The 23,192-nt window shown below is 64.8% G+C and carries 25 protein-coding genes; 19 read left to right on the top strand and 6 right to left on the bottom strand.

From position 1 onward, the window contains the following. Positions 1 to 4: 4 nt before the first annotated feature. Complete coding sequence (locus DFR48_RS04765) at positions 5 to 601, top strand: glutathione S-transferase (protein ID WP_114362010.1); 597 nt, start codon at positions 5 to 7, stop codon at positions 599 to 601. A gap of 81 nt (positions 602 to 682) precedes the next feature. Here the strand turns inward: DFR48_RS04765 and DFR48_RS04760 are convergent, their stop codons facing one another. Next, on the bottom strand, positions 683 to 1,324 hold the full coding sequence (locus tag DFR48_RS04760) for an outer membrane protein (protein ID WP_114362009.1): 642 nt from the start codon (positions 1,322 to 1,324) through the stop codon (positions 683 to 685). Between the two features lie 368 nt (positions 1,325 to 1,692). Here DFR48_RS04760 and DFR48_RS04755 point away from each other — a divergent pair, with 368 nt between their 5' ends. The 5 genes from DFR48_RS04755 (at position 1,693) to DFR48_RS04735 (ending at position 5,966) form a co-directional block, all read left to right on the top strand. Continuing rightward, positions 1,693 to 2,457 (top strand): SDR family oxidoreductase, encoded by a 765-nt coding sequence (locus tag DFR48_RS04755; RefSeq protein WP_114362008.1) that lies wholly within the window; start codon positions 1,693 to 1,695, stop codon positions 2,455 to 2,457. Next, positions 2,454 to 4,481 carry an excinuclease ABC subunit UvrC gene (uvrC, locus tag DFR48_RS04750; RefSeq protein ID WP_114362007.1) on the top strand — a complete coding sequence of 676 codons (2,028 nt, stop codon included), beginning with the start codon at positions 2,454 to 2,456 and terminating at the stop codon, positions 4,479 to 4,481. Before DFR48_RS04755 ends, uvrC begins: the two co-directional genes overlap by 4 nt. Positions 4,482 to 4,664: 183 nt before the next feature. Next, positions 4,665 to 5,246, top strand: a complete 582-nt coding sequence (pgsA, locus tag DFR48_RS04745) for a CDP-diacylglycerol--glycerol-3-phosphate 3-phosphatidyltransferase (RefSeq protein ID WP_114362006.1) — start codon at positions 4,665 to 4,667, stop codon at positions 5,244 to 5,246. 5 nt (positions 5,247 to 5,251) lie between these two features. Next, positions 5,252 to 5,503: a molybdopterin converting factor subunit 1 gene (gene moaD / locus DFR48_RS04740; protein ID WP_114362005.1), complete on the top strand. Its 252-nt coding sequence runs from the start codon at positions 5,252 to 5,254 to the stop codon at positions 5,501 to 5,503. Between the two features lies 1 nt (position 5,504). Next, positions 5,505 to 5,966: a molybdenum cofactor biosynthesis protein MoaE gene (locus tag DFR48_RS04735; protein WP_114362004.1), complete on the top strand. Its 462-nt coding sequence runs from the start codon at positions 5,505 to 5,507 to the stop codon at positions 5,964 to 5,966. Positions 5,967 to 5,975: 9 nt separating this feature from the next. On the opposite strand, the gene DFR48_RS04730 is transcribed toward DFR48_RS04735, so the two are convergent. Continuing rightward, the gene (locus DFR48_RS04730; RefSeq protein WP_114362003.1) at positions 5,976 to 6,872 is read right to left on the bottom strand and encodes a branched-chain amino acid ABC transporter permease; all 897 of its coding nucleotides are present in this window, start codon (positions 6,870 to 6,872) and stop codon (positions 5,976 to 5,978) included. Positions 6,873 to 6,936: 64 nt separating this feature from the next. Between DFR48_RS04730 and DFR48_RS04725 the strand changes: the two genes are divergently transcribed. Together DFR48_RS04725 and DFR48_RS04720 are read left to right on the top strand one after the other, a co-directional pair. Then, positions 6,937 to 7,485 (top strand): CGNR zinc finger domain-containing protein, encoded by a 549-nt coding sequence (locus DFR48_RS04725; protein WP_114362002.1) that lies wholly within the window; start codon positions 6,937 to 6,939, stop codon positions 7,483 to 7,485. After that, a complete protein-coding gene (locus tag DFR48_RS04720) occupies positions 7,482 to 8,003 on the top strand; it encodes a hypothetical protein (RefSeq protein ID WP_114362001.1) in 522 nt (173 codons plus the stop codon). The genes DFR48_RS04725 and DFR48_RS04720 overlap by 4 nt, the downstream gene beginning before the upstream one ends. Positions 8,004 to 8,096: 93 nt before the next feature. Here the strand turns inward: DFR48_RS04720 and ndk are convergent, their stop codons facing one another. Further along, on the bottom strand, positions 8,097 to 8,519 hold the full coding sequence (gene ndk / locus DFR48_RS04715; RefSeq protein WP_112686940.1) for a nucleoside-diphosphate kinase: 423 nt from the start codon (positions 8,517 to 8,519) through the stop codon (positions 8,097 to 8,099). Between the two features lie 171 nt (positions 8,520 to 8,690). On the opposite strand from ndk, the gene DFR48_RS04710 reads away from it, so the two are divergent. Together DFR48_RS04710 and DFR48_RS04705 are read left to right on the top strand one after the other, a co-directional pair. After that, complete coding sequence (locus tag DFR48_RS04710) at positions 8,691 to 9,557, top strand: helix-turn-helix transcriptional regulator (protein ID WP_114362000.1); 867 nt, start codon at positions 8,691 to 8,693, stop codon at positions 9,555 to 9,557. Between the two features lie 45 nt (positions 9,558 to 9,602). Further along, a complete protein-coding gene (locus tag DFR48_RS04705; protein ID WP_210205963.1) occupies positions 9,603 to 10,145 on the top strand; it encodes a YbhB/YbcL family Raf kinase inhibitor-like protein in 543 nt (180 codons plus the stop codon). Between the two features lie 6 nt (positions 10,146 to 10,151). On the opposite strand, the gene DFR48_RS04700 is transcribed toward DFR48_RS04705, so the two are convergent. Beyond that, positions 10,152 to 10,835, bottom strand: a complete 684-nt coding sequence (locus DFR48_RS04700; RefSeq protein WP_114361998.1) for a glutathione S-transferase family protein — start codon at positions 10,833 to 10,835, stop codon at positions 10,152 to 10,154. Positions 10,836 to 10,981: 146 nt separating this feature from the next. Here DFR48_RS04700 and DFR48_RS04695 point away from each other — a divergent pair, with 146 nt between their 5' ends. The 5 genes from DFR48_RS04695 (at position 10,982) to DFR48_RS04675 (ending at position 15,430) form a co-directional block, all read left to right on the top strand. Then, positions 10,982 to 11,491 (top strand): DinB family protein, encoded by a 510-nt coding sequence (locus DFR48_RS04695; RefSeq protein WP_114361997.1) that lies wholly within the window; start codon positions 10,982 to 10,984, stop codon positions 11,489 to 11,491. A 155-nt stretch (positions 11,492 to 11,646) separates the two neighbouring features. Further along, complete coding sequence (locus DFR48_RS04690) at positions 11,647 to 12,708, top strand: GGDEF domain-containing protein (protein ID WP_114361996.1); 1,062 nt, start codon at positions 11,647 to 11,649, stop codon at positions 12,706 to 12,708. 130 nt (positions 12,709 to 12,838) lie between these two features. Then, positions 12,839 to 14,725 (top strand): ribosomal protection-like ABC-F family protein, encoded by a 1,887-nt coding sequence (gene abc-f / locus DFR48_RS04685; protein WP_114361995.1) that lies wholly within the window; start codon positions 12,839 to 12,841, stop codon positions 14,723 to 14,725. A 59-nt stretch (positions 14,726 to 14,784) separates the two neighbouring features. Then, on the top strand, positions 14,785 to 15,045 hold the full coding sequence (locus DFR48_RS04680) for a type II toxin-antitoxin system VapB family antitoxin (protein ID WP_114361994.1): 261 nt from the start codon (positions 14,785 to 14,787) through the stop codon (positions 15,043 to 15,045). Continuing rightward, positions 15,032 to 15,430 (top strand): type II toxin-antitoxin system VapC family toxin, encoded by a 399-nt coding sequence (locus DFR48_RS04675; RefSeq protein ID WP_114361993.1) that lies wholly within the window; start codon positions 15,032 to 15,034, stop codon positions 15,428 to 15,430. The genes DFR48_RS04680 and DFR48_RS04675 overlap by 14 nt, the downstream gene beginning before the upstream one ends. A gap of 13 nt (positions 15,431 to 15,443) precedes the next feature. Here the strand turns inward: DFR48_RS04675 and DFR48_RS04670 are convergent, their stop codons facing one another. Together DFR48_RS04670 and DFR48_RS04665 are read right to left on the bottom strand one after the other, a co-directional pair. Next, positions 15,444 to 15,893 carry a DNA polymerase III subunit chi gene (locus tag DFR48_RS04670; protein ID WP_114361992.1) on the bottom strand — a complete coding sequence of 150 codons (450 nt, stop codon included), beginning with the start codon at positions 15,891 to 15,893 and terminating at the stop codon, positions 15,444 to 15,446. A 16-nt stretch (positions 15,894 to 15,909) separates the two neighbouring features. Further along, positions 15,910 to 17,409 carry a leucyl aminopeptidase gene (locus tag DFR48_RS04665; RefSeq protein ID WP_114361991.1) on the bottom strand — a complete coding sequence of 500 codons (1,500 nt, stop codon included), beginning with the start codon at positions 17,407 to 17,409 and terminating at the stop codon, positions 15,910 to 15,912. A gap of 187 nt (positions 17,410 to 17,596) precedes the next feature. Here DFR48_RS04665 and DFR48_RS04660 point away from each other — a divergent pair, with 187 nt between their 5' ends. The 4 genes from DFR48_RS04660 to DFR48_RS04645 all read left to right on the top strand — a co-directional run bounded on the left by DFR48_RS04660 (position 17,597) and on the right by DFR48_RS04645 (position 23,085). Continuing rightward, complete coding sequence (locus tag DFR48_RS04660) at positions 17,597 to 18,370, top strand: phosphatase PAP2 family protein (protein ID WP_114361990.1); 774 nt, start codon at positions 17,597 to 17,599, stop codon at positions 18,368 to 18,370. Positions 18,371 to 18,479: 109 nt separating this feature from the next. Continuing rightward, positions 18,480 to 19,658, top strand: coding sequence for an LptF/LptG family permease (locus DFR48_RS04655; protein WP_114361989.1), 1,179 nt, complete (start codon positions 18,480 to 18,482; stop codon positions 19,656 to 19,658). Further along, positions 19,655 to 20,740, top strand: a complete 1,086-nt coding sequence (gene lptG / locus DFR48_RS04650; protein ID WP_114361988.1) for an LPS export ABC transporter permease LptG — start codon at positions 19,655 to 19,657, stop codon at positions 20,738 to 20,740. The genes DFR48_RS04655 and lptG overlap by 4 nt, the downstream gene beginning before the upstream one ends. Next, on the top strand, positions 20,740 to 23,085 hold the full coding sequence (locus DFR48_RS04645; RefSeq protein WP_245415526.1) for an LPS-assembly protein LptD: 2,346 nt from the start codon (positions 20,740 to 20,742) through the stop codon (positions 23,083 to 23,085). Before lptG ends, DFR48_RS04645 begins: the two co-directional genes overlap by 1 nt. The last annotated feature ends 107 nt before the right edge of the window (positions 23,086 to 23,192 follow it).

Raw genomic sequence — 23,192 nt, 5'->3', positions numbered from 1 at the left:
AACGATGAAACTCCTCTGCTCCTCCACCTCGCCCTATTCCTCGAAAGTGCGCATGGCACTCCGCTATCTCGACATGGAAACAGAGGTCGTGCGGGTCGCCACCACCGAGGACCCGCCGGAACTGATCGACAACAATCCGCTCGGCAAGATCCCGACGCTTCTCACCGGCGAGGACGGTCCGATCTTCGACAGCCGCACCATCATGCACTATCTCGACCGCCGCTCTAAAGGCGGGCTCTACCCCCGCAAGAACCGCAAGCGCACCGAGGCAGAGGTGCTCGAGGCGCTCTGCGACGGCATCACCGACTGCCTCGTCGCGATCGTCTACGAGCGGCGCCAGCGCCCGGAAGAACGCGTGCACCAGCCCTATATCGACCGGCAATGGCAGAAGGTGAGCCGTGGGCTCGATTACCTGAACGCCAACCTGCCGAAGACCGGCAAATCGCTGCATGGCGGGCACTTCTCGCTCGCCGCGCTGATCGGCTACCTGATGCTGCGCTTCCCCGGCGAGTGGGAGGACGGACGCACGGCGCTTGCCGCCTGGCCGCAGAAGTTCGAGAAGCGCTTCGAGGATTATGCGGAACTCAGGCCGCAGGCATAGTCCCGGCGGCGACAACGCCAACGCAGAACAAAAAAGCCGGGCGCTGGACCCGGCTTTGCTCGTGATGTCGTCTTTCAGCGATCAGAACTTGACGCCGATACCGACCTTGACGCTGTGATCGTCGAAACCGCGCGAAACGGTCGTGCCGTCGAGGCTGAAGTCACGCTTCTGGTAGTCGCTGTAGCGGTACTCGACGCGAGCGATGATGTTGTCGGTGACCTTGGCTTCGACACCGGCACCGACGGTGTAGCCGGCGGCGATCTTTTCATCCGAGTCCGTGGCGCTCTCGAGCTTGTTGTTCGAAAGTGCGAGACCGGCCGTACCATAGATCAGGAAGGGGTTCATGTCGTAGCCGACGCGGCCACGGACAGACCCGTTCACGCCCTGCTTGCCGGTCAGGCCGGCGCCGGCGCTGCCGTCTTCACCGGTGTAGCCGATGTCGGCTTCCGCACCGTAGACGATCTGACCGTTCTGGAAGTTGTAGCCGCCGTAGAGCGAGCCACCGAAGCCCTTGGCGTTGTAGTCGCCACCGCCGAAGCGGCCCCAGTCGTAGTTGGCGGTCGCACCGACATAGGCACCGGCCCAGTTGCTGACGGGCGCGCTGTAGCTTTCGGTCGCGGCAGGAGCCTCGGGGATCTGATCGACGGCGTCGGCGGCCTGAGCGGTCGAGAACGTCGCGACACCGGCGGCGGTTGCCATGAGGATCATAACGAGTTTACGCATACTAGTCTCCTTTTCAGTCCGTTGCCGCAGGCGAACATATCGAAGTGGCGGCTGGAACAATTGAGCGGGTTATCTCGCCCGTTCTGAGAGTAAATGTGGCGGCCAATTGAGGAATTGAAAGAGCCGAATTGTGAATTCATTGTGGCACAGAAATGACAGAAATTAGATGTTGCTAATCCGCAACAAACTTTTTGTTAACTATGTTTGCTGTGATTTCGATTAATACTGATTAACGTCGAAAAACATCTCCAGTCTTATCAAGTAGAACGAATGACGGGATGCCGAAAAGAATCTGCATTCCCTATTTAAGAATGAGCGATACGACATATATGCGAGGCAGTTCATCGGAAGTCGAAAGCAGAGCGGAAATGGAAAAAGGCATAGCGAAGACCGCCCTCGTCACCGGTTCGGGTAAAAGACTTGGCCGCGCGATCGTCGAGGATCTGGCGCGCCACGGTTTCGCCGTCGCCATCCACGTCAACGGTTCGGTGGACGAAGCCGAAGCGCTTGCAGACGACTTGCGGCGGGACGGCGCGCGGACAGCAGTGCTTGCCGCCGACTTCCGCGACGTCGGGCAGACGACCGCGCTCATGGGTGCCGCCAACGCCGCTCTCGGCCCGATCGGACTGCTCGTCAACAACGCCTCGGTCTTCCTGGAAGACGCGGCCCAAACCTTCGACGCGGAGAGCTTTTCCGCCCATTTCGACCTGCATGTCCGCGCACCGTCGATCCTCGGCGCGGCCTTCTTCCGGCAGGTGCCGGACGACGCACAGGGGCTGATCGTCAACATCGTCGACCAGCGGGTGCTGGCACCTACGCCCTCCTTCTATTCCTACACGCTGTCGAAATCGGCCCTGCTTGCGGCGACTCGCACCATGGCGCAGGCTTTTGCCCCGAAGGTCAGGGTCAACGGGATCGGCCCGGGGCCGACCTTCCGGAGCACCCGGCAGGAGGAAGCGGACTTCCAGGCGCAGATCGATGCCCTGCCGCTCGGCCGCGGACCGGAGCTTGCGGAATTCGGGCGAACGATCCGCTTTCTTTTTGACACGCCGTCGATCACCGGCCAAATGATTGCCGTCGACGGCGGCCAGCATCTTGCCTGGCTGAGGCCGGGCACGGAGATTGTGGAATGACGGGAGGAAAGCTGCCGGACGGCGGCGTTCTCTATGACGGCACGGAGGATGAGGACGAAGGCGTCGTCGAGAGCGAATCGCCGGTGTCCGCGCTTTCGATCGACTGGAACGAGGGCGGCATCGACCACCAGGGCCTCTCCGGCGCCGAACTGATCGGCGAATTCGTCAAGAAGCTGCCGAACAGCCCCGGCGTCTACCGGATGATGAATGCCGAGGGCGACGTGCTCTATGTCGGCAAGGCCCGCAGCCTCAAGAAGCGTGTCGGCAACTACGCGCAGGGCCGCGTGCACTCCAACCGTATCGCCCGCATGGTGCGCGAGACGGCGCACATGGAATTCGTCACGACCCGGACCGAGGTCGAGGCGCTGCTTCTCGAAGCCAACCTCATCAAACGCCTGAGGCCGCGCTTCAACGTCCTGCTGCGCGACGACAAGAGCTTTCCGTATATCCTGATCACCGGCGACAGCCGGGCCCCGGCGATCTTCAAGCACCGAGGCGCGCGTTCCCGCAAGGGCGATTATTTCGGCCCCTTCGCCTCGGCGAGCGCGGTCGGCCGCACGATCAACTCGCTGCAGCGGGCCTTTCTCCTGCGCACCTGCACCGACAGCGTCTTCGAAACGCGCACACGGCCGTGCCTGCTCTACCAGATCAAGCGCTGCTCCGGCCCCTGCACGCATGAGATCAGCGACGAGGGCTATGCCGGCCTCGTCAGGGAGGCGAAGGACTTCCTCTCCGGCAGGAGCCAGAACGTGAAGGCGGCGATCGCCAGGGCGATGAACGAGGCGGCGGAAAACCTCGACTTCGAGCGCGCCGCCGTCTTCCGCGACAGGCTGGCGGCCCTTTCCCACGTGCAGAGCCATCAGGGCATCAACCCGGCCGGCATCGAGGAGGCCGACGTCTTCGCGATCCATCACGAGGGCGGGCTTTCCTGCATCCAGGTCTTCTTCTTCCGCACCGGCCAGAACTGGGGCAACCGCGCCTATTTCCCGAAGGCGGACCCGCAGCTTTCCGGCGCCGAGGTGCTCGGCGCCTTCCTCGCACAGTTCTATGACGACAAGCCCTGCCCGCGGCAGATCCTGCTCTCGGAGACGATCGAGGAACAGGAGCTGCTCGCCGCCGCCCTTTCCGAGCGGGCCGGCCACAAGGTCCATGTGCTCGTGCCGCAGCGCGGCGAGAAGAAGGACATTCTCGACCACGTGATCGCCAATGCCCGCGAAGCGCACGGCCGCAAGCTCGCCGAGACGGCCTCGCAGTCGCGCCTGCTGCAGGGCTTTGCCGAAACCTTCAGCCTGCCTTACGTCCCGCGCCGCATCGAGATCTACGACAACTCGCACATCATGGGCACCAATGCCGTCGGCGGCATGGTGGTTGCCGGGCCGGAAGGCTTCGTGAAGAACCAGTACCGCAAGTTCAACATCAGATCGACGGACATCACCCCCGGCGACGACTTCGGCATGATGCGGGAGGTGATGACGCGGCGCTTCTCGCGTCTCCTGAAGGAAGAGGGCAAGCCCGACCGCAGCCAGCCGCCGGTCGACGAGGCAGAGAACAACCATTTCCCGGCATGGCCGGACGTCATCCTGATCGACGGCGGCCAGGGCCAGATGACCGCCGTGCGCGCCATCCTCGACGACCTCGACATCCGCGACTGCGTGACGGCGATCGGCGTCGCCAAGGGCGTCGACCGCGATGCCGGCCGCGAGCGCTTCTTCATCGAGGGGCGACCCGACTTCACCCTGCCGCCGCGTGACCCCGTGCTCTACTTCATCCAGCGGCTGCGCGACGAGGCGCACCGCTTCGCGATCGGATCGCACCGGGCACGACGCAAGAAGGAGATGGTAAAAAACCCGCTCGACGAGATCGGCGGCATCGGCCCTTCCCGCAAGCGGGCGCTTCTCCAGCATTTCGGGACGGCCAAGGCCGTCTCGCGGGCGGCGATCAGCGACCTCACCTCGGTCGAGGGGATTTCCGAGGCCGTCGCCCGCCAGATCTACAATCACTTCCACGAGAGCGGCGCCGACTAGGGCCGGTGGCCCGAGGCCGATCCCGGCACCGGTACGCCGGCAATATCGGGTGTCGCAATCGGAAGCACCTCAGTTCCGCCGCAGGTCTATGTGACGGAAGACGAAAAAACCCGTGGGTGACCAGTTGACGGTGAAGAGAGAAAACCGTCATCTACACCCGAATTGAGAAATCACAGGTCTTTCATGGCTTCCCGCGCATTAAACATCCCCAATCTGCTGACCTATGGCCGCATCGTCGCGGTTCCCGTCATCGTTCTCTGCTTCTTCGTCGAGGGACGACTCGCGAGCTCCGACTGGGCCCGCTGGACGGCGCTGACGCTCTTCATCATCGCCTCGGTCACCGACTTCCTCGACGGCTACCTCGCGCGCATCTGGAACCAGACCTCCAACATCGGCCGCATGCTCGACCCCATCGCCGACAAGCTGCTGGTCGCCTCCGTCCTGCTGCTCGTGGCAGCCGACGGTACCATCGCCGGCTGGTCGCTGTGGGCGGCGATCACCATTCTCTGCCGCGAGATCCTTGTCTCGGGGCTCAGGGAATACCTGGCGGCGCTCAAGGTCAGCGTGCCAGTCACCCGCATCGCCAAGTGGAAAACGACGATCCAGATGGTCGCGATCGCCTTCCTGCTCGCCGGCCCCGCCGGTGACAAGGTCCTGCCCTATACGACAGAGATCGGCATCACGCTCCTTTGGGTCGCGGCCCTGCTGACGATCTACACCGGCTACGACTACTTCCGTGCCGGCGTGAAGCACATGGTGGACTGACCGCGATGAAGCTCGTCTATTTCGCATGGGTACGGGAGAGGATCGGCAAGGGCGAGGAAGAGCTCGACCTGCCGGAGAACGTCGTCACTGCCGGCGACCTTATCCAGTACCTGAGCGGGCTCGGCGAGGAATACGAAGCGGCCTTCCAGTTTCCGCAGGCGATCCGCGTCGCGGTGAACCAGGAGCATGTCGAGCATGACGAGCCGATTGCCGGCGCCCGCGAAATCGGCCTGTTCCCGCCGATGACGGGTGGCTGACATGACTGCCGCGCCGAGCATCCGCGTCCAGCGCGAGGATTTCGACGCTACCGCCGAGACCGCGGCGCTGACGGAAGGGCGCCGGGACATCGGCGCGATCGTCAGCTTCGTCGGCCTCTGCCGGGACGAGGCCGGCACCCTTTCGGCCCTCGAACTCGAACACTATCCCGGCATGGCGGAGGCGGAGATGCGCCGTATCGCCGGGATCGCCGTCGAGCGCTTCGGGCTCCTCGGCCTCACCGCCATCCACCGCTACGGCAAGATCGCCCCCGGCGAGAACATCGTGCTGGTCCTCGCTGCCGCCCCGCACCGTCAGGCCGCCTTCGACGGCGCTGCGTTCATGATGGATTACCTGAAGACCTCCGCCCCCTTCTGGAAGAAGGAGCACCGGCGCGACGGTTCGGCCGGCGACTGGGTCTCGGCGAAGGACGCCGACACACAAGCGCTCGACAAGTGGCGGTAAGCGGCTCGGTCAAGGAATCGCCCGCTCCTGCCGGCTGATCACCAGCACGGTCACCAAGCCTCCAACGATGACGAGATCACGCCACAGAATGGGGCCGTAACCGCTCCAGAGTGTCTCGGCGAGCGCGACGGCGGCCGCACCGAGCGCCGAGCGCAGCGGCACGGAATAGCCGCCGGCGGCCGCCACCAGCACCACCTTGAGGCCGAACATAAGCCCCGCCCCGAAATCCATCGTGCCGTAATAGGAAGTCGCGAGCACGCCGCAGACGGCCGCGATCGCCGCGGAGGCGACATAGGACCAGACGAAGACGGCGCGCGCATCGGTGCCGCACATCTCCGCGGCCAGCGGGTCGTCGGCGACGCCACGCCAGACCCGGCCGAGGCGGGTGCGCGCAAGAAGCAGGTGGCCTGTCACGACGAGCGAGACCATCAACGCGGCATTCACAAGCTGGATGACCGTCAGCGTCACCTTGAAGCCGCCGTCGGCCCAGAAGACGACTTCGCGATTGAGGAAGGGGGAGAGCCACAGGCCGCGGCTCTCCATGGCGATCCGCACCATTTCTTCCAGCACCACGAGCACGCCGAGGGAAGCGACGATCACCGTGTTCGGCGAGGCACGCCGCAGCGGCAGCATCACGTGGCGGCCGATCAGCACCGCGGCGCCGAGCGTATAGAGCAAGGAGGCTGCGGCACCGAGCGCGAGCGCCGCCGGCAGCACGAGATAGAGCTGGTTCCAGCCGGCATGGGCGAAGAAGACATAGATCTGTCCGGCAAAGGCGAAGAGCACGCCGAAGGTGATGTCAGCACGGCGCGTCATGGCGAAGGCAAGCGAGTAGCCGAAGGCGAGCGCGGCATAGAGCGCGGCGACCGGCACGGCATTGGCGAGTTGTTGCAGCAGATAGGCCATATACCCCTCTTCCCTCGGCAGTTTTATAACTATCATTTTTCGTTTTACCAGTTATAATTCTGCCATGACCTTCGCCTGGACCCCTCATCGCTTCTCCGGTGGAACACTGGCCTTCGACGTCGCCAACAGCGTCGTCCTGCGCTCCGACCCGGACCGCCGCATCGATCGTTTCGACGATCCGGCGCAACTCGACCTGTTCGTCCCGGCCGCCCGCACCCATGGCGCGGAACGCGATCTCCTCGCACGGCTCGCGCCGCTGTCGCCCGGCGGAAGGGGGCGGTTCATCCGCCTGCGCGAGGAGATCGACGGCTATTTTCGCGCCCGTGCGACCGGCCTCGATACGCGCGAAAGGCTCGCCTCCCTTCTGGAGGCGATCGCCGCGAACCTGCGTGCGGCGGAAAGCGGCGATGCGCTCGATGCCGCAACCGCGTTCTCCGCGCTCCGGCTCGTGTCGGCGCCGGAACAGGACCGGATCAAGATCTGCGCCAATTGCGGCTGGCTGTTCCTCGACCGCAGCAAGAACCGCAGCCGCACATGGTGCGACATGGCGGTCTGCGGCAACCGCACCAAAGCGCACCGCCACTATCGCAAGAAGAAGGAAGCCTTGTCATGAAAACGAGATGGATCGCGGCCGCCCTGCTCGCGCTGCTGCCGCTCGCGGGCTGTCAGCGGGAGGACGCGAACGAGCCACTCCAGGTCTCGGGCCGTGTCTTCATCTTCAACTACCGCATCGCCGCTGCGACCTACGTCATCACGCTGGCGCGCAATGGCCCGCTGCCGGAGGAGAGCTTCGCCGAGACGACCTACGAGAACCCGGCCGGCGGCCCGCCGCTCGTGACGCGCTCGAAGATCTTCCCGTTCTGGGAGAAGGTGTCGCTCGAAAGCCCGCCGGTCCACTGCATCGTCAAAAGTAAGCCCTATGCGGTGACGATCCGCATCCTCGACGACAAGGACGCGGTGATCCAGACGATCGAAACGAGCGTGACCTCGACGCTCGACCAGAGCATCCTGCCGGCGAAACCGCTGGTGGTCGGGCCGATCTACACGCCCAATCCGGAGGTCTTCAAGGGCGACGGCAGCCAGGATTTCGATCCGGACAAAGATTGCCCGGCGCCGGCTTCCGGGACGTGATCGGCCAGCCCCAAAAGCAATAAAGCCGGAGCGTTTCCGCCCCGGCTTCCCGAATGTCTTCAAATGCTTGAGGCGACAGCCTCAGGACTTGATTCAGCCGACGATCTCGGTGTCGGAGAACCAATACTTGATTTCCTGGGCGGCGGTTTCCGGGGCGTCCGAGCCGTGAACCGAGTTCTCGCCGATCGACAGCGCGAAGGTCTTGCGGATGGTGCCTTCGGCGGCCTGGGCCGGGTTGGTGGCGCCCATGATTTCGCGGTTCTTCAGGATAGCGCCTTCGCCTTCGAGGACCTGTACGACGGTCGGGCCCGAGGTCATGCCTTCAACGAGTTCGCCGAAGAACGGACGTTCCTTGTGCACGGCGTAGAAGCCTTCGGCTTCGCGCTTGCTCATCCATACGCGCTTCGACGCGACGACGCGCAGGCCGGCATCTTCGAGCATCTTGGTGATCGCGCCCGTCAGGTTGCGCTTCGTTGCGTCCGGCTTGATCATCGAAAACGTGCGTTCAATCGCCATGGTTCTCATCCTTCTGTTCTATGGGGAAAGTGGGCGGTATCTACCCGCCTCAAGGCCCGAAAACAAGGGGGATGGACGAATTTCACGAGACCGTCATATCATTGCCCGCCGACATGGCCGGCCGCGGTTCCCGAGCGGTTCGACCGCGCGGCAATCGACAGGAGCCCTTCCATGAAAAACCCCGCAGACGGCGCCAGCCGCTTCACCGCGGCCCTGCCCGGACTTGCCGTCCATTGCTCCATCCTGCAGGCCTCGACCGGCCGCTTCCGGCAGTTCCGGATCGATGAGCCGGCGGTCATCCTCGTCAGGCAGGGCTGGAAGCGCGTCATCACGGACCATGACGAGGTCATCGCCGGCCCGGGCGAAGCGGTCTTCGTACCGCAAGGCCTCGAATGCGTGATCATCAACGGCGTCGGGGAGACGGGCGCCTATCACGCCGAGGCGCTGAGCCTCGCACCGTCGCTGGTCGCCGCTTACGCCGACCCCGCGGCACGGCCGACGACCGGGGCCGTCCACATCGCGCTGGACGACGGCTTCCTCGATGCGCTTGCCCGCGCACGGCAAACCATCGCCGAGGGAGCCTCGACGCAGGAGAGCGTTCATCGCCACATCCTCGGCGAACTGGTGATCCGCCTGCAGGCGCGGGGGATCGGCCTCCTGCCGGACATGCGCGAACATCTCGTCTGGCGCATCCGCGCGCTCGTCCGGACCGATCCCGCCGCAGACTGGCCGGCGGCAATCGTCGCCGGCGCGCTTGCGATGAGCGAGCAGACGCTGCGGCGCAAGCTCGCCCTTCTCGGCACCAACCTCACCGAGATCATTACCGACGTCCGCATGACCACCGCCCTCGCCCTCCTCCAGGCGAGCGAACTGCCGATCAATCGCGTCGCGCTCGACGTCGGCTACGGCTCGGCGTCGAAATTCGCGGCACGGTTCCGTGCCCGCTTCGGGCTCTCGCCGCGCGACATCCGCTCCGCCGCAGGCGACAGCGAGCGTTCCGGGACAGAAGTCGAGCGTCCGAGGGCCGCGGCGGAGTGAAGTGCCGGTTACGGTAGGGCTCCAAAGCAAAGGAGCCAGACCATGTTGAAATCCCTCGTTCTCGCAACCGCCATCGCGAGCCTCTCCGGCTTTGCCGCACAGGCTGCGGACTTCACGCTATCGAGCGCCGACATCCGCGACGGCGGCACGCTTTCCGACGCGCAGGTCGCGAATACCTTCGGCTGCGACGGCGGCAACATCTCCCCGCAGCTTTCCTGGTCAAATGCACCAGCGGACACGAAGAGCTTCGTCGTCAGCGCCTATGATCCGGACGCGCCGACCGGCTCCGGCTTCTGGCACTGGGTGATGTTCAACGTCCCGGCCTCGGTCACCAGGCTCGAAGGCGGCGTCACGCCGAACAAGGGCGCACCGGACGGCGCCGTGCAGAGCCGCGCCGACGCCGGCTTCGCAAGCTATCTCGGCGCCTGCCCGCCGGCCGGCGAGACGCACCGCTACATCTTCACGGTGACCGCACTCTCGGTCGACAAGCTCGACCTCGACCAGAATGCCAGCGGCGCCCTGATCGGCTTCATGACGAATGCCAACGCACTCGCCAAAGCCGCGATCACCGTGACCTACGGGCGCTGAGGAGCGTTAGGCGACCTTCCTGGCCTCGCCGTCGTAGAGGTCGAGGCAGCGCTCGTACCAGGCATAGGCCGGATCGTCCTGCGGCAGGTGCACCGAGCCGGTCGTGATCCTCAGCCACTGCAGCGCGCCGAAGAGGATGTAGTCGGCAAAGAGCGGACCGTCGCCGCCGATGAACGGCTGGAAGGTGAGCACGTGGCGCAGCGGCGTGAACTTGTCGGGGAGGGCCGCGATTTCCTGGTCACGGGCGGCCGCGACCTCCTCGATCGGCACGCCGAAACGCTGTTCGCGGCTTCGGCGGAAATAGGCCCGGTCCGCCTCGTCGAGCATATCGTGGATGTCCATGATGGCGATGCGGGTGATCGCCGGATGGATCACCGTCTGGGAAAAGCCCTCGACGAAGCGGGCGAGCGCCTTGCCACCCTCGCCGCCGAACAGCGTCGGCTCGTCCGGATAGGCGTCGTCGAGATAGAGCGCGATGGCGAAACTGTCGGAGATCAGGCGGTCGCCGTCGCGCAGCAACGGCACCGTCCGCGTCGCCCCGTTCTCGATATCGGGGATGGCCGTGAACGGCAGCGGCCGCTCGGAATAGGACAGCCCCTTGTGCTTCAGAGCCATCACGACTTTCCAGCAATGGGGCGAGAACGGGCGGGAGAGATCACTGCCGCAAAGCGAGTAGAGGGTTCTGGACATCGCGGGGCTCCTTGTTCCAAGAATGATCGCCGGCATTCAAGGGCATGGCTGCGGCGCAATCAAATCAGGAAATTTCATCGGACCCATCACCCACACTTCAGTTCCCCTCGCCTAGACTGAGGCGTCACTCGTTCCGGAGACCCGAAATGCTGCAGCACTGCCAGATGTTCGCCGCCTATAACCGCTGGGCCAACGAGCGGGTCTACGCCGCCGCCGCAGAACTCACCGAGGACGAGCTCTTCCGTGACACCGGCGCCTTCTTCGGCTCGCTCTTCGGCACACTCAGCCACATCCTCGTCGGCGACCGTATCTGGATGCGGCGTTTCACCGGCGAAGGTCCCGTCCCCCGCGCGCTGGACGAACGCCCCTATGAAACGCTCGCCGATCTCGCCGCCGCCCGAAAGGCCGAGGACGAGCGCATCATCCGCTGGGTCGACGGGCTCGACGAGGCGTCGCTCGACGCCCGCATCTCCTACACGACCATCGTCAAGCCGGAGCCGATCAGCCACAAGCTCGGCGCCGCGGTCGCGCATTTCTTCAACCACCAGACCCATCACCGTGGTCAGGCGCACATGGCGTTGACGGTGCTCGGCAAGCCCTCCCTCGTACTCGACCTCGTCTACTTCCAGCGGCAGGAAGGGCAGCAGTGGATCTGACCCGGCTGGAGACGGTCCCTTAACCCTCCCGGCAAACTCCGTTGCGCATCAAGCGCCGGCGTCCCCCATCGTTTACGGATTGCACAGGCTTTCCGCCTCATCTGGTTTCCGGAAAAAGCCAGGGAAGCAAACGAGCTTTGGACGGGGAAAGCGGGATGGGCCATCGGAACGAAGGGACGGCATCGGCAGAGAACGAGGCGACGGACCGGCTGCAGCGCGTCACGCAGGCGATGGCGCGACTCAAGGTCGACGCCCTGCCGCGCAACTACGAACTCTTCCACGAAGCGCTCTTCGGGCATGATCCGGCGCTCGCCCGCGACGTCACCTCGCTTGCGCCCAACCCGCCGCAGCATGTGCTCGACCGGATCGGCCTCGCCTACCGTCTCACCGGCCATTGCGGGCTCATCGAGGAGAAATCCTGCGTGGAGGCCGCGCGTGTTCTCTCCGGGGCCGCGGAGGAGATGTCCGCCGCCATTCGCGAGAAGCAGGCCTTCGTCAGCGCCATGGAGACACTCCTCCGCGCGATCCGCGAGGACCGGGACCGCGGGGTCGAGGATCTCCTCGCCGACGTCGACTTCCTGCAATCCTCCGCCGCCGAACTTCTTCGAAGCGAAAGCCGGGCCGAGCAGGCGCTGAAGGCCGGTCTGGACCGGCTCGACACTGCCGAGCGAGCGACGCGTGCGGCAAAGGCCGCAATCCTGCGCGATCGCCTGACCGGGTTGCCGAACCGCATCGCCTTCGCCAACCGCCTCGAGAGCCTCTACGAGTCCGGGGCGCTGCCACGCGGTACCGCCCTTCTCATCGCCGATATCGACGGGTTCGCCGCCGTCAACCGCGACTACGGCACGGAGGCCGGCAACCGCATTCTCAAGCGGCTCGCCGCGATCCTGAGGAAGTCGATCAAGAAGAACGACTTCGTCGCCCGCATCGGAGCCGACGAGTTCGCCTTCCTCTTCGCCGACGTCGATGACGCCGCCGCTCGGACGATCGCCGGGCGCATCCACGATTCGGTCGAGAACGGGCTGGTCTTCGCCACCGCCGACGGCGAGGACAACGGCGCACTCGGACTGTCGATCGGGATTGCCCTCAGCGACGACGCCGAGAGTGCGCAACATCTCACTGCCCGGGCGGAACAGGCGCTCGCCGCCGCCAAGGTGGACCCGCGCGCGCCGATTGCCTGTTTTGCGCCCGGCGTCGCGGGTCGCCGCGCCGCCTGACGCCCGAAGGCGAAAACAGCCGGAAAATGTTGCCCGCCGGACACCCCGGCGCAGAGCCCGCATACCCTCACCGCCGGCGGGGCCGCTCGCGTCTTGCCTTTGGCGAGCGCTTCCGCCAAAAGCCAAGGCCATGATTACCATCAACGACATCTCGGCCCGCATCGCCGGGCGGCTCCTGATCGACCACGCCACAGTTTCACTGCCGGAGGGCACGAAGGCGGGCCTCGTCGGCCGCAACGGCGCCGGCAAGTCGACGCTCTTCAAGATCATCACCGGCGAACTCTCCGCCGAAACGGGATCGATCACCATCCCGAAGAACGCCCGCATCGGCCAGGTGGCGCAGGAAGCGCCGGGTACCGAAGAGGCGCTGATCGAGATCGTCATGGCTGCGGACAAGGAGCGCGCGGCACTCCTCAAGGAGGCCGAGACGGCGACCGATCCGCACCGCATCGCCGAGATCCAGACGCGGCTCGCCGACATCGGCGCCCATTCGGCGGAGGCGCGCGCCGCGACGATCCTCGCCGGTCTCGGCTTCGACCACGAGGCGCAGCGCCGCCCGGCCTCGTCGTTCTCCGGCGGCTGGCGGATGCGCGTGGCTCTCGCGGCCGTGCTCTTTTCCGAACCGGACCTCCTGCTCCTCGACGAACCGACCAACTATCTCGACCTCGAAGGCACGCTCTGGCTCGAGGACTATGTGCGGCGCTATCCGCACACCGTCATCATCATCAGCCACGACCGCGACCTTCTGAACACCGCCGTCAACGCGATTATCCATCTCGACCAGAAGAAGCTCACCTTCTATCGCGGCGGTTACGACCAGTTCGAGCGGCAGAAGGCGGAGGCCGACGAACTGCAGATGAAGGCTAAGGCGAAAAGCGACGCGGCGCGCAAGCACCTGCAGAGCTATATCGACCGCTTCCGCTACAAGGCGTCGAAGGCGCGGCAGGCCCAGAGCCGCATCAAGGCGCTGGAACGCATGGGCACGGTCGCGGCCGTCATCGAGGATCACGTCCAGCCGATCTCCTTCCCGGAACCGGAGAAACAGCCGGCCTCGCCGATCGTCGCGATTTCCGGCGGCGCTGTCGGCTACGAGCCCGGCAAGCCGATCCTGAAGAACATCAATCTACGGATCGACGCCGACGACCGCATCGCCCTCCTCGGCTCGAACGGCAACGGCAAGTCGACCTTCGCCAAGCTGATCGCCGGGCGGCTCAACCTGCAGGCCGGCGAAATGAAGCTCGCGCCGAACCTTTCGGTCGGCTTCTTCGCCCAGCACCAGCTCGACGACCTCGTGCCGAACGAGACGCCGGTCGACCATGTGCGCCGGCTGATGCCGCAGGCGGGCGAAGCGCAGGTGCGCGCCCGCGTCGCGCAGATGGGACTTGCGACGGAGAAGATGGCGACCGCCGCCAAGGACCTTTCCGGCGGCGAGAAGGCGCGCCTCTTGATGGGGCTCTCCGCCTTCCACGCGCCGAACCTTCTGATCCTCGACGAGCCGACCAACCATCTCGACATCGACAGCCGCCGCGCGCTGATCGAGGCGCTTAACGACTACAACGGCGCCGTCATCCTGATCGCCCACGACCGGCACCTGATCGAGGCGACGGTCGACCGGCTGTGGCTCGTCAACAACGGCACCGTCAGCGTCTTCGACGGCGACTTGGAGGATTATCGCAGCCTTGTGGTCACCGCGGCGCGCAAGCCGGACGAGAAGGACAAGGCCGATGCCGGCGCCCAGGTGAACAAGGCCGACCAGCGCAAGGCCGCCGCCGACAAGCGGGCAAGCCTCGCGCCGCTCAGGAAAAAGATCAATGAAATCGAGTCCCTGACGAAGAAACTGGAGACTTTGATTCAGGCGCTTGATGCGGAACTTGCAGATCCGGCACTCTACGAGAAGAATCCGGCCAAGGCAGCGGAAAAGGCAAAGCAGCGCGGCGAGGCCGCGGCAAAGCTCTCAGCCGCCGAGGAACAGTGGCTCGAACTGTCCACCGAATATGAAGAGGCGATGGCCGGCTGAGGTTTGAACAGATCCGGGATATCCATTATACGTAAGTTGTATATTCCCAAGGAGCCGTCATGCCCCTCTACGTGCGGGACGAAAGCGTCAACGCTCTGGCCGAACAGGCGCGAGCCATCCTGAAAGCACCCACCAAGACCGAGGCGATCCGCCTTGCGCTTCAGCGTGTGATCGACGAGGAGCTGGCAAAGCCCTCGCTCGGCGAACGGGTCGCCCGGCTGCGCGAGAAGTACGCGCTCGCCGACCATGCGAGCCTGCGCCCCTTCGACGACAGGGCCTTCCTGGATCAGATGTGGGGAGACGCCGATGTTCGTCGATAGCTCGGCCATCGTCGCCATCCTGATCGACGCGCCGGAGGCCGGCGCGCTCATCGAACGGCTCGACGCCACCGCCACGCCGCGCATGACGACGCCGACCGCCGTCTTCGAGGCGACGACCGTGCTCGGAAAGAGGCTGGAGCTGGAGCCGCCAACGGCCGACCGGCTGGTGAAGGAATTCCTCGACGTCCTCGACATCCGCGTCACGCCGGTCACCGAGGAGATGGCGGCGAACGCGCTCGACGCCTTCGCGCGCTACGGCAAGGGACGTCATCCGGCGGAGCTGAACTTCGGCGACTGTTTTTCCTATGCCGGCAGCCGGGCGGCCAATGTACCGCTCCTCTATGTCGGCGACGGGTTCTCGCAGACCGACCTGCGCCAGTCCTGACGAAGGGCCTGTCTCAGGCCTTCTTCTCCCATCGCCCCTCGGCCGTCTGCTGCCAGTAGGTGAGCGCGTGGCCCTCACCCTTCAGCTTCTTCCACTGCGCGCGGGCGGCTTCGAGTTGGGCCTGATCGTACCCGTCGAAGACAAAGACGACACGGTCGTAATCCAGCGCTTCCGGAGGCTCGGCGCCGTCGACGAGGAAGCGCACGCTCGCCGCATTGAGGTTTTCCGGAGAGACGGTGATGAGCACCGGCTGCTGCTCGGCGCCTTCCGCCGCATCGGTGCCGTGCGGCAGGAAGCTCTCGTCGCGCCAGGTCCAGAGATGGGCGTCGAGCGCGTCACGGCGGGCAGGATCGGCGGTCTGCACCGCGACCCGCCAACCACGCTCGACGCTCTTTTCGAGAAGTGGCGGCAGGGCGTCCTCGAGCTTCGATTCCGTCAGATGATAGAAGAGGATCTCGGCCAAGACGCCCGCCTTCCCGTCACGCTTCGTAGTGCGCGCGCACCAGCTCGTCGAGGAGCCGGACGCCGAAGCCTGATCCCCAGGAGCGGTTGATCTCGTCGGTCGGCGAACCCATGGCGGTGCCGGCAATGTCGAGATGCGCCCAGGGGGTCTCCTGCACGAAGCGCTTCAGGAACTGCGCCGCAGTGATCGAGCCTGCCTGACGTCCGCTCGAGTTCTTCATGTCGGCGAACTTGGAATCGATCATCTTGTCGTAGTCCTTGCCGAGCGGCATCCGCCACAGGCGCTCGTTGGTCGCAAGCCCCGCCGCCAGCAATCGCTCCGAAAGAGCGTCGTCGTTCGAGAACAGGCCGGCGTGCAGGTTGCCGAGCGCGACGGTGATCGCGCCGGTGAGCGTCGCGAGATTGATCATGAAGGCGGGCTTGAAGCGGTCGTTGCAGTACCAGAGCGCATCGGCCAGCACGAGGCGACCTTCGGCATCGGTGTTGATGACCTCGATCGTCTGGCCGGACATCGAGGTGACGATGTCACCCGGCCGCTGGGCATTGCCGTCCGGCATGTTCTCGACGAGGCCGATGACACCGACGGCGTTCACCTTCGCCTTGCGGGCGGCGAGGGTATGCATGAGTCCGGTGACGGCGGCGGCACCGCCCATGTCGCCCTTCATCTCCTCCATGCCGGCGGCCGGCTTGATCGAGATGCCGCCGGTGTCGAAGACCACGCCCTTGCCGACGAAGGCGATCGGCTTGTCCTTGTGCTTGCCGCCCTTCCACTGCATGACGGCGAGCCGCGGCGGCCGCACGGAGCCCTGGGCGACGCCGAGCAGCGCGCCCATGCCGAGCTTCTTCATGTCCTTCTCGGTCAGGATGTCGACCTCGACGCCGAGCGCTTCCAGCGCTTTCGCCTTGTCAGCGAATTCCTCCGGCCCCAGCACGTTGGCGGGCTCGTTGACGAGATCGCGGGCGAGCACGACGCCCTGGGCGACCGCCTCGTTGTCGGCAAACGCCTTGCGCGCCGCGGAGGCCTCGGCTGTGACGATCGTCACCTTGACCTCTTTCGGTTCGGACTTTCCGTTGCCGTTGTCGTCGCCCTTGCGGGTCTTGTAGGCGTCGAAGTCATAGCTGCGCAGAAGCATGCCGAGGGCGAAGTCGGCGGCGGCCTTGCCGCTCGCGTCGAGACCCGGCGCGTCGAAGAAGACCGTCACTTTCTCAGCGGACTTGAAGGTCCCGGCAGCGGCGCCGCCGGCACGCAGCCAGTCGTGGGCGGTGATCTCGGCGGTCTTGCCGAGGCCGAGAACGACGATCCGGTCGGCCGGCGAACCATGCGGCGCGAGGATGTCGAGCACGGCGCGGGCCTTGCCGGTGAACTTGCCGATCTTGGCGGCCCTGGCGATTACGCCTTCGGGGTCCGCAACCTCGGCGCCGGCGGCCGCGTCGGCTCCTTGAACCTGAAGAAGCACGGCGAGCCCGCCGCTGATCCGGTGGTCCTTGGCGAAGGAAATGTCGAATTTGGAAGACATGGAGACTCCGGGGGAAGGTCGAAACGAAAGCCGGGATCATGGCCCTTTCGGTCATGAACGCAAGCGTCAATTGTCCCGACATATCGCTCTTTGCACCGTTGGCAAGTCCTGCGGCCTCTCCCTCTTGCCTGCCGGGCGGGGAAGCGGATAGGGTCGCGCCGCCTCGAAAAGACCGGAAACAGCCGACGTGAAGATCAACCTGCAAGCCGCCGAGAGCGGGCACCTGCAACAGCCCGGAACGCGAAAGATGCTGCGCGCCGCCCTCGCCCTCTTCGTGCTCTGGTGGGCGCTGCTGCTCGTCTTCTATCTATGGCCCGATATCGACCTTGCAGTCGCCGGCGTCTTCTTCGAGCCCGGTCCGTGCACCGGGGCCCATGCGCAGAGCACCGTCTGCGGCAGCTTTCCGTGGAGCCAGGATCCCCTCGCCGTCGCGGTGAGGAAGGTCTTCTTCTACGTTCCGGCCGCCGCCGGCGCGCTGCTGCTCGGAATTCTCGTCAACGGCCTCGCCCGGCGCAGCGCGGCCTACGGCGCGGCAAGGCTGCGGCAGCTCGGCCTCGCGCTCGTGGCCCTCCTCCTCGGCCCCTATGTGCTGGTCAACCTGCTGCTCAAGAGCTTTTCCGGACGGCCCCGCCCCTATCAGACCGACCTCTTCGGCGGCGACCTGCCCTTCGTCCCGGCGGGCTCGTTCATGGGGCAATGCGACAACAACTGCTCCTTCATCTCGGGCGAGGCCGCGGGTGCCGGATGGGTCGCCTGCCTCCTCCTCTTCCTGCCGGCGAAGCTCCGCCCGGTCCTCGCGCCGCCGATCCTCGTCGTCGCACTGGTGACGCCGGCGATGAGACTCGCCTTCGGCGGCCACTATCTCTCCGACGTCGTGCTCGGCTGGCTTTCCTCGCTGGTGGTCTTTGCCGCCGTCTTCGCCGTGTTCGAAATATCGCGAAAACGGAAAATTGAGCGGTAGACACACGAAATCCGCATCGATCCTGTCGCCAAATCGCCGCAACCGTCGTAGAGAACCCGGTATCCTCAGTCGCCGGCGCGGCCCGACCGTCACGCCCTCGGGAAATGGAATGAAGCTTCTCGAACACTACATCCTGCGGCGTGTCTTTCAGATGATGCTCACCGCCCTCTTGCCGGTCCTGGCGATCATCTGGACCACGCAGGTGCTTGGGCGAATCAATCTGGTGACCGACAGCGGCCAGTCGGTAGGTTCGTTCATGAAGCTTGCGACCCTCATCCTGCCGACCATCATCCCGGCGGTGCTGCCGTTCGCGCTGGTGATCGGCATCACCCAGACGCTCTCTGCGATGAACAACGATTCGGAACTGGCGGTGATTGACGCCGCGGGCGCCCCGCGCAGCATCATCAATCGCCCGATCATCGTGTTCACGATCCTGCTTTCGATATTCTCCTTCTTCATGGCGAACTTCGTCGAGCCCAAGCTGCGGGTCGCCGCCCGCGAGATGGTCGCGGCCGCCTATGCCGACCTTCTGTCGACCGTCATCGAGGAGAAGACCTTCCGCCGCATCGAGGACGGGCTCTACGTGCAGATTTCGGAGCGACTGTCCGGCCGCGTACTCAAGGGACTGCTGGTCGCCGACTCCCGCGATCCTGCCTACGACCTCATCTACTACGCCCGCGAAGGCGCGGTCGACGAGACCGGCACCGCCCTGGTGATGCGCGACGGAGAAGTGCACCGCAAGGCGCCGGACGGCAACGTCTCGGTCGTACGGTTCGATTCCTACTCCTTCGACCTTTCGGATCTGACGCAGACGCGCGGCCAGGCGCGGTTGCATGCCCTCGACCGCGACCTGCCCTATCTCTTCAACCCCGACATGACTGATCCGGACGTCAAGAAGAACTACGGCGAATACCGCAGCGAACTGCACAAGCGGCTCACGAGCTGGACCTTCCCGTTCGTCTTCTCGCTGATTGCGCTGGCCCTTTCCGGCAATGCCCGCTCCCATCGCGAGGCGCGTATTCCGCCGATGGCGACCGCGCTGACGATCGCACTCGTCATCTTCTGGCTCGGCAACTACACCGTGAAGCTCACCGAGAAGAACGAGGCCTATGCGCCGCTCATCTATCTCCTGCCGATCGTCAGCAGCGGCCTCGCCGCGATGAAACTCTGGCGGGGCAGTTCCTGGCGCCTGCCGCGTCCGTTTTCCGACAGCACGGCGCGGGCCATGCGGGCGATCAACGTGCGGCTTGCCGGCAACGAGGCCGGCGAAGAGGGCAAGACACCATGATCTTCACCCTCGGTCGTTACTTCTTCCGGCGCTACATCGTGACGACGCTCTGGTTCTTCATCGGGGTGACGTCGATCATCTATCTCATCGATTTCAGCGAGACGACGGGCCGGTTCGCCGGGCTCACCGGCTATTCGCTGCCGGGCGTCCTCTACCTGACGGCGCTGCGTCTGCCGCTCATCCTGCAGCAGACCATCCCGTTCGTCGCCCTTTTCGTCGGGATGACGACGCTGATTGCCCTCAACCGCAAGTCGGAACTGGTCGTCGCGCGCGCCGCCGGCATCTCGGTCTGGCAGTTCATGATGCCGTTTGTCGTCGGGGCGCTCTTGATCGGCCTCGTCACCACGCTGGTCATCAATCCGATGGCCGCCTGGGGACAGAGCCAGGCGCTCAATATCGAATCGACGTGGCGCGAGGCGAGCAATCGCCGCAAGGAGACGACGGCGGTCCCGTGGCTGCGCCAGATCAGCGGCAAGGACGACGTCGTCATCGGCGGAAGGACGGTTCTGGACAACGGCACCCTGATCACGGATGCCGTCCTCATACACTTCGACAGCGACGGGCGGATCATCCTGCGACAGGATGCGCGGTCGGCAAAGTTGAAAGATGGTTACTGGCTTCTTACCGACGTCACCGAGACGCGGCCGGGCGAGGTTCCGGCAAGGCTCGCGACAGCGAAGGTCAGTACCAATCTGAAACAGGAATTCGTACAACAGCGGCTCGCGCAGCCGGAGACCGTTGCTTTTTATGATCTTTCTCAGAAAATTGCAGTTGCGCGATCGTTCGGCGTCTCAACCAAAGCGCTTGAAACGCAATTTCACTCGCTGCTGTCGCTACCGTTCCTCCTCGTGGCCATGACTCTGATCGCCGCCACCGTTTCGTTAAAATTCAGTAGATTCAACCAGTCCCGGTCGGTGATTCTGGGTGGAATCCTTTCGGGCTTCGTGCTTTATGTTGTAACCACGCTTGTCAAAGCATTCGGAAGCAGCGGTGTCGTGCCGCCATTCGTCGCGGCATGGGTACCGGTCGTCGTGGCGATGGCACTCGGAGCGACGATCCTGCTTCATCAGGAGGATGGTTAGTGGCGGTAACAGACCGCGGAAATATCAGAAGGCTGTTTCTGGCCCTGCTGACGAGTGCCGCTGTGTGCTCCTACCTGTCCTCGACGGTCGCCGTGCGCGCGCAGGACAGCGGACAGTTGCGCAATCTCGAACCCAGCATTCCCGAAGACGCGAAGCTTCTGCTTGCCGCCAACGAACTCGTCTATGACCGTGACGCCGAGCGCGTCGTGGCGCGCGGCGCCGTGCAGATCAATTATGCCGGCTACCAGATGGTCGCACGGCAGGTCGAATACGACCAGAAGAGCGGCCGCATGACGGCGACCGGTAACATCGAACTGGTCGAGCCGGGTGGCAACCGCCTCTATGCCGACTCGATGGACGTCACCGACAATTTCGCGGACGGCTTCCTCAAGGCGCTCCGGATCGAGACGACCGACAACACCCGGCTTGCCGCCGAAAGCGGCGAGCGTGTCGGTGGCCGGGACATCATTCTCAACAAGGGAGTCTATACGGCCTGCCTTCCCTGCGCCGATCACCCGGAGCGTCCGCCGCTCTGGCAGGTGAAGGCCGAGCGCGTGGTCCAGAACGGCGAGACCCACACGATCCGTCTCGAAAAGGCCCGCTTCGAGCTCTTCGGCAGGACGGTCGCGGTGCTCCCCTTCCTCGAGGTGCCGGATCATACGGTGAAGCGCAAATCGGGCTTCCTGTTCCCCGAAATGCAGACCTCGCAGAACCTCGGCTTCGGCCTGACGGTGCCCTACTACATCGCGCTTTCGAACCAGCGCGATGCGACGATCCGCGCCACCGGCTTCACCAGCCAGGGCCTGCTTCTCGAGACGGAAGTTCGCCAGCGTTTCGAGAAAGGAACGGCGACGCTCCGCTTCGCCGGCATCCAGCAGCTCAACAGCGGGAATTTCGACGCCGGCACCAGCGATGCGCGCCGGGACCAGCGCGGAATGGTCGCCTCCAAGGGCGAGTTCAAGATCAATCCCCGCTGGACATTCGGCTGGGATGTCATGTTGCAGAGCGACAACAACTTCGCCCGCACCTACAGTCTCGACGGCCTCGACGAGACGACGCACACGAACGACGTCTATCTGACCGGCCTCGGCGAGCGGAACTATTTCGATCTGCACGGCTACTATTTCGATGTGCAGGACGCCGATCCGGACAGCAACGCCGAGAAGCGCCAGCCGGTCGTGATGCCGTCCCTCGACTACAGCTATGTAGCGCCGGAGCCGGTGGCTGGCGGGCAACTGTCCGGCACGCTGAACTTCACCGCGCTTTCGCGCTTCAAGACGGACGAGGTCGACGCCAACGCCGACGGCATCAACGACCGTTTCCGCGGCCTCAAAGGCTCGATGAGCCGGATCACCGCCGAAACCGAATGGAAGCGGACCTTCTCCGTTCCGGGCGGACTTCAGCTTACGCCGCTGCTTGCCGCGCGCGGTGACGCCTACTGGCTCGATATGAACAGCCCGACGGGTTACACCGGCAACTACTATAACGAGGCGACGGCGACCCGCTACATGCTGACGGCGGGGCTCGAGGCGCGGTATCCGATCCTGATCACTACCGACAACAGCAGCCATATCGTCGAGCCGATCGCGCAGATCTATGCGCGCAACGACGAACAGCTCGCGGGCCGGCTGCCGAACGAGGATGCGCAAAGCTTCGTCTTCGACGCCACCAACCTCTTCGAGCGGGACAAGTTCTCCGGTTTCGACCGGGTCGAGGGCGGCACCCGCGCGAATGTCGGCATCCGCTATACCGGCACGCTCGACAACGGTTTCGGCCTGCGGGCCATCTTCGGCCAATCGTACCATCTCGCGGGCCTCAACTCGTTTGCGACGGACGACCTCGTCAATGCCGGCGCCGATTCCGGTCTCGAAACCGACCGTTCCGACTATGTCGGCATGGCCGGGATCGACATCCCGAACGGGCTGACGCTGAGTGCCAATGCGCGTTTCGACGAAAGGACGTTCGATGTGCGCCGCACCGACGCGAGCCTCGGATTCACCAACGACCGGCTGCTGGCGAACCTCACCTACACGCAGATCGCCGCACAGCCAGAATACGGTTTCCAGGACAAGAACGACGAGTTGCAGGCGGCAAGCTCGGTCAAGATCGACGAATACTGGTCCGTTTTCGGTTCACTCACATGGGATCTGAACAACGCCACGATCAACCGCAAGGGGATCGGCCTCTCCTATGCCGACGAGTGCACGGTCTTCTCGCTGGTCTATTCCGACAAGCGTGACCCGTCAGACGAGTCCGCGAGCGACTGGACGATCGGCGCCCGGCTGACTTTCCGCACGCTGGGCGACGTGCGCATCGGCAAGACCGATCTCGCCGGCTTGGATTGATCGAAGCTGCGGAACGGGTCAGGCATGAGCGTACCGCGGTCACCCCTCCGAGCATCCAGGACGAACGCCAGCTGCGCGCCGGCGCGAATGTCATTGTTTCGCCGCAC

Source organism: Ciceribacter lividus, from assembly GCF_003337715.1.
Classification (GTDB): domain Bacteria; phylum Pseudomonadota; class Alphaproteobacteria; order Rhizobiales; family Rhizobiaceae; genus Allorhizobium; species Allorhizobium lividum.
The sequence above is the reverse complement of the archived record's forward strand: the minus strand, read 5'-3'. Positions and strand labels throughout refer to the sequence as shown.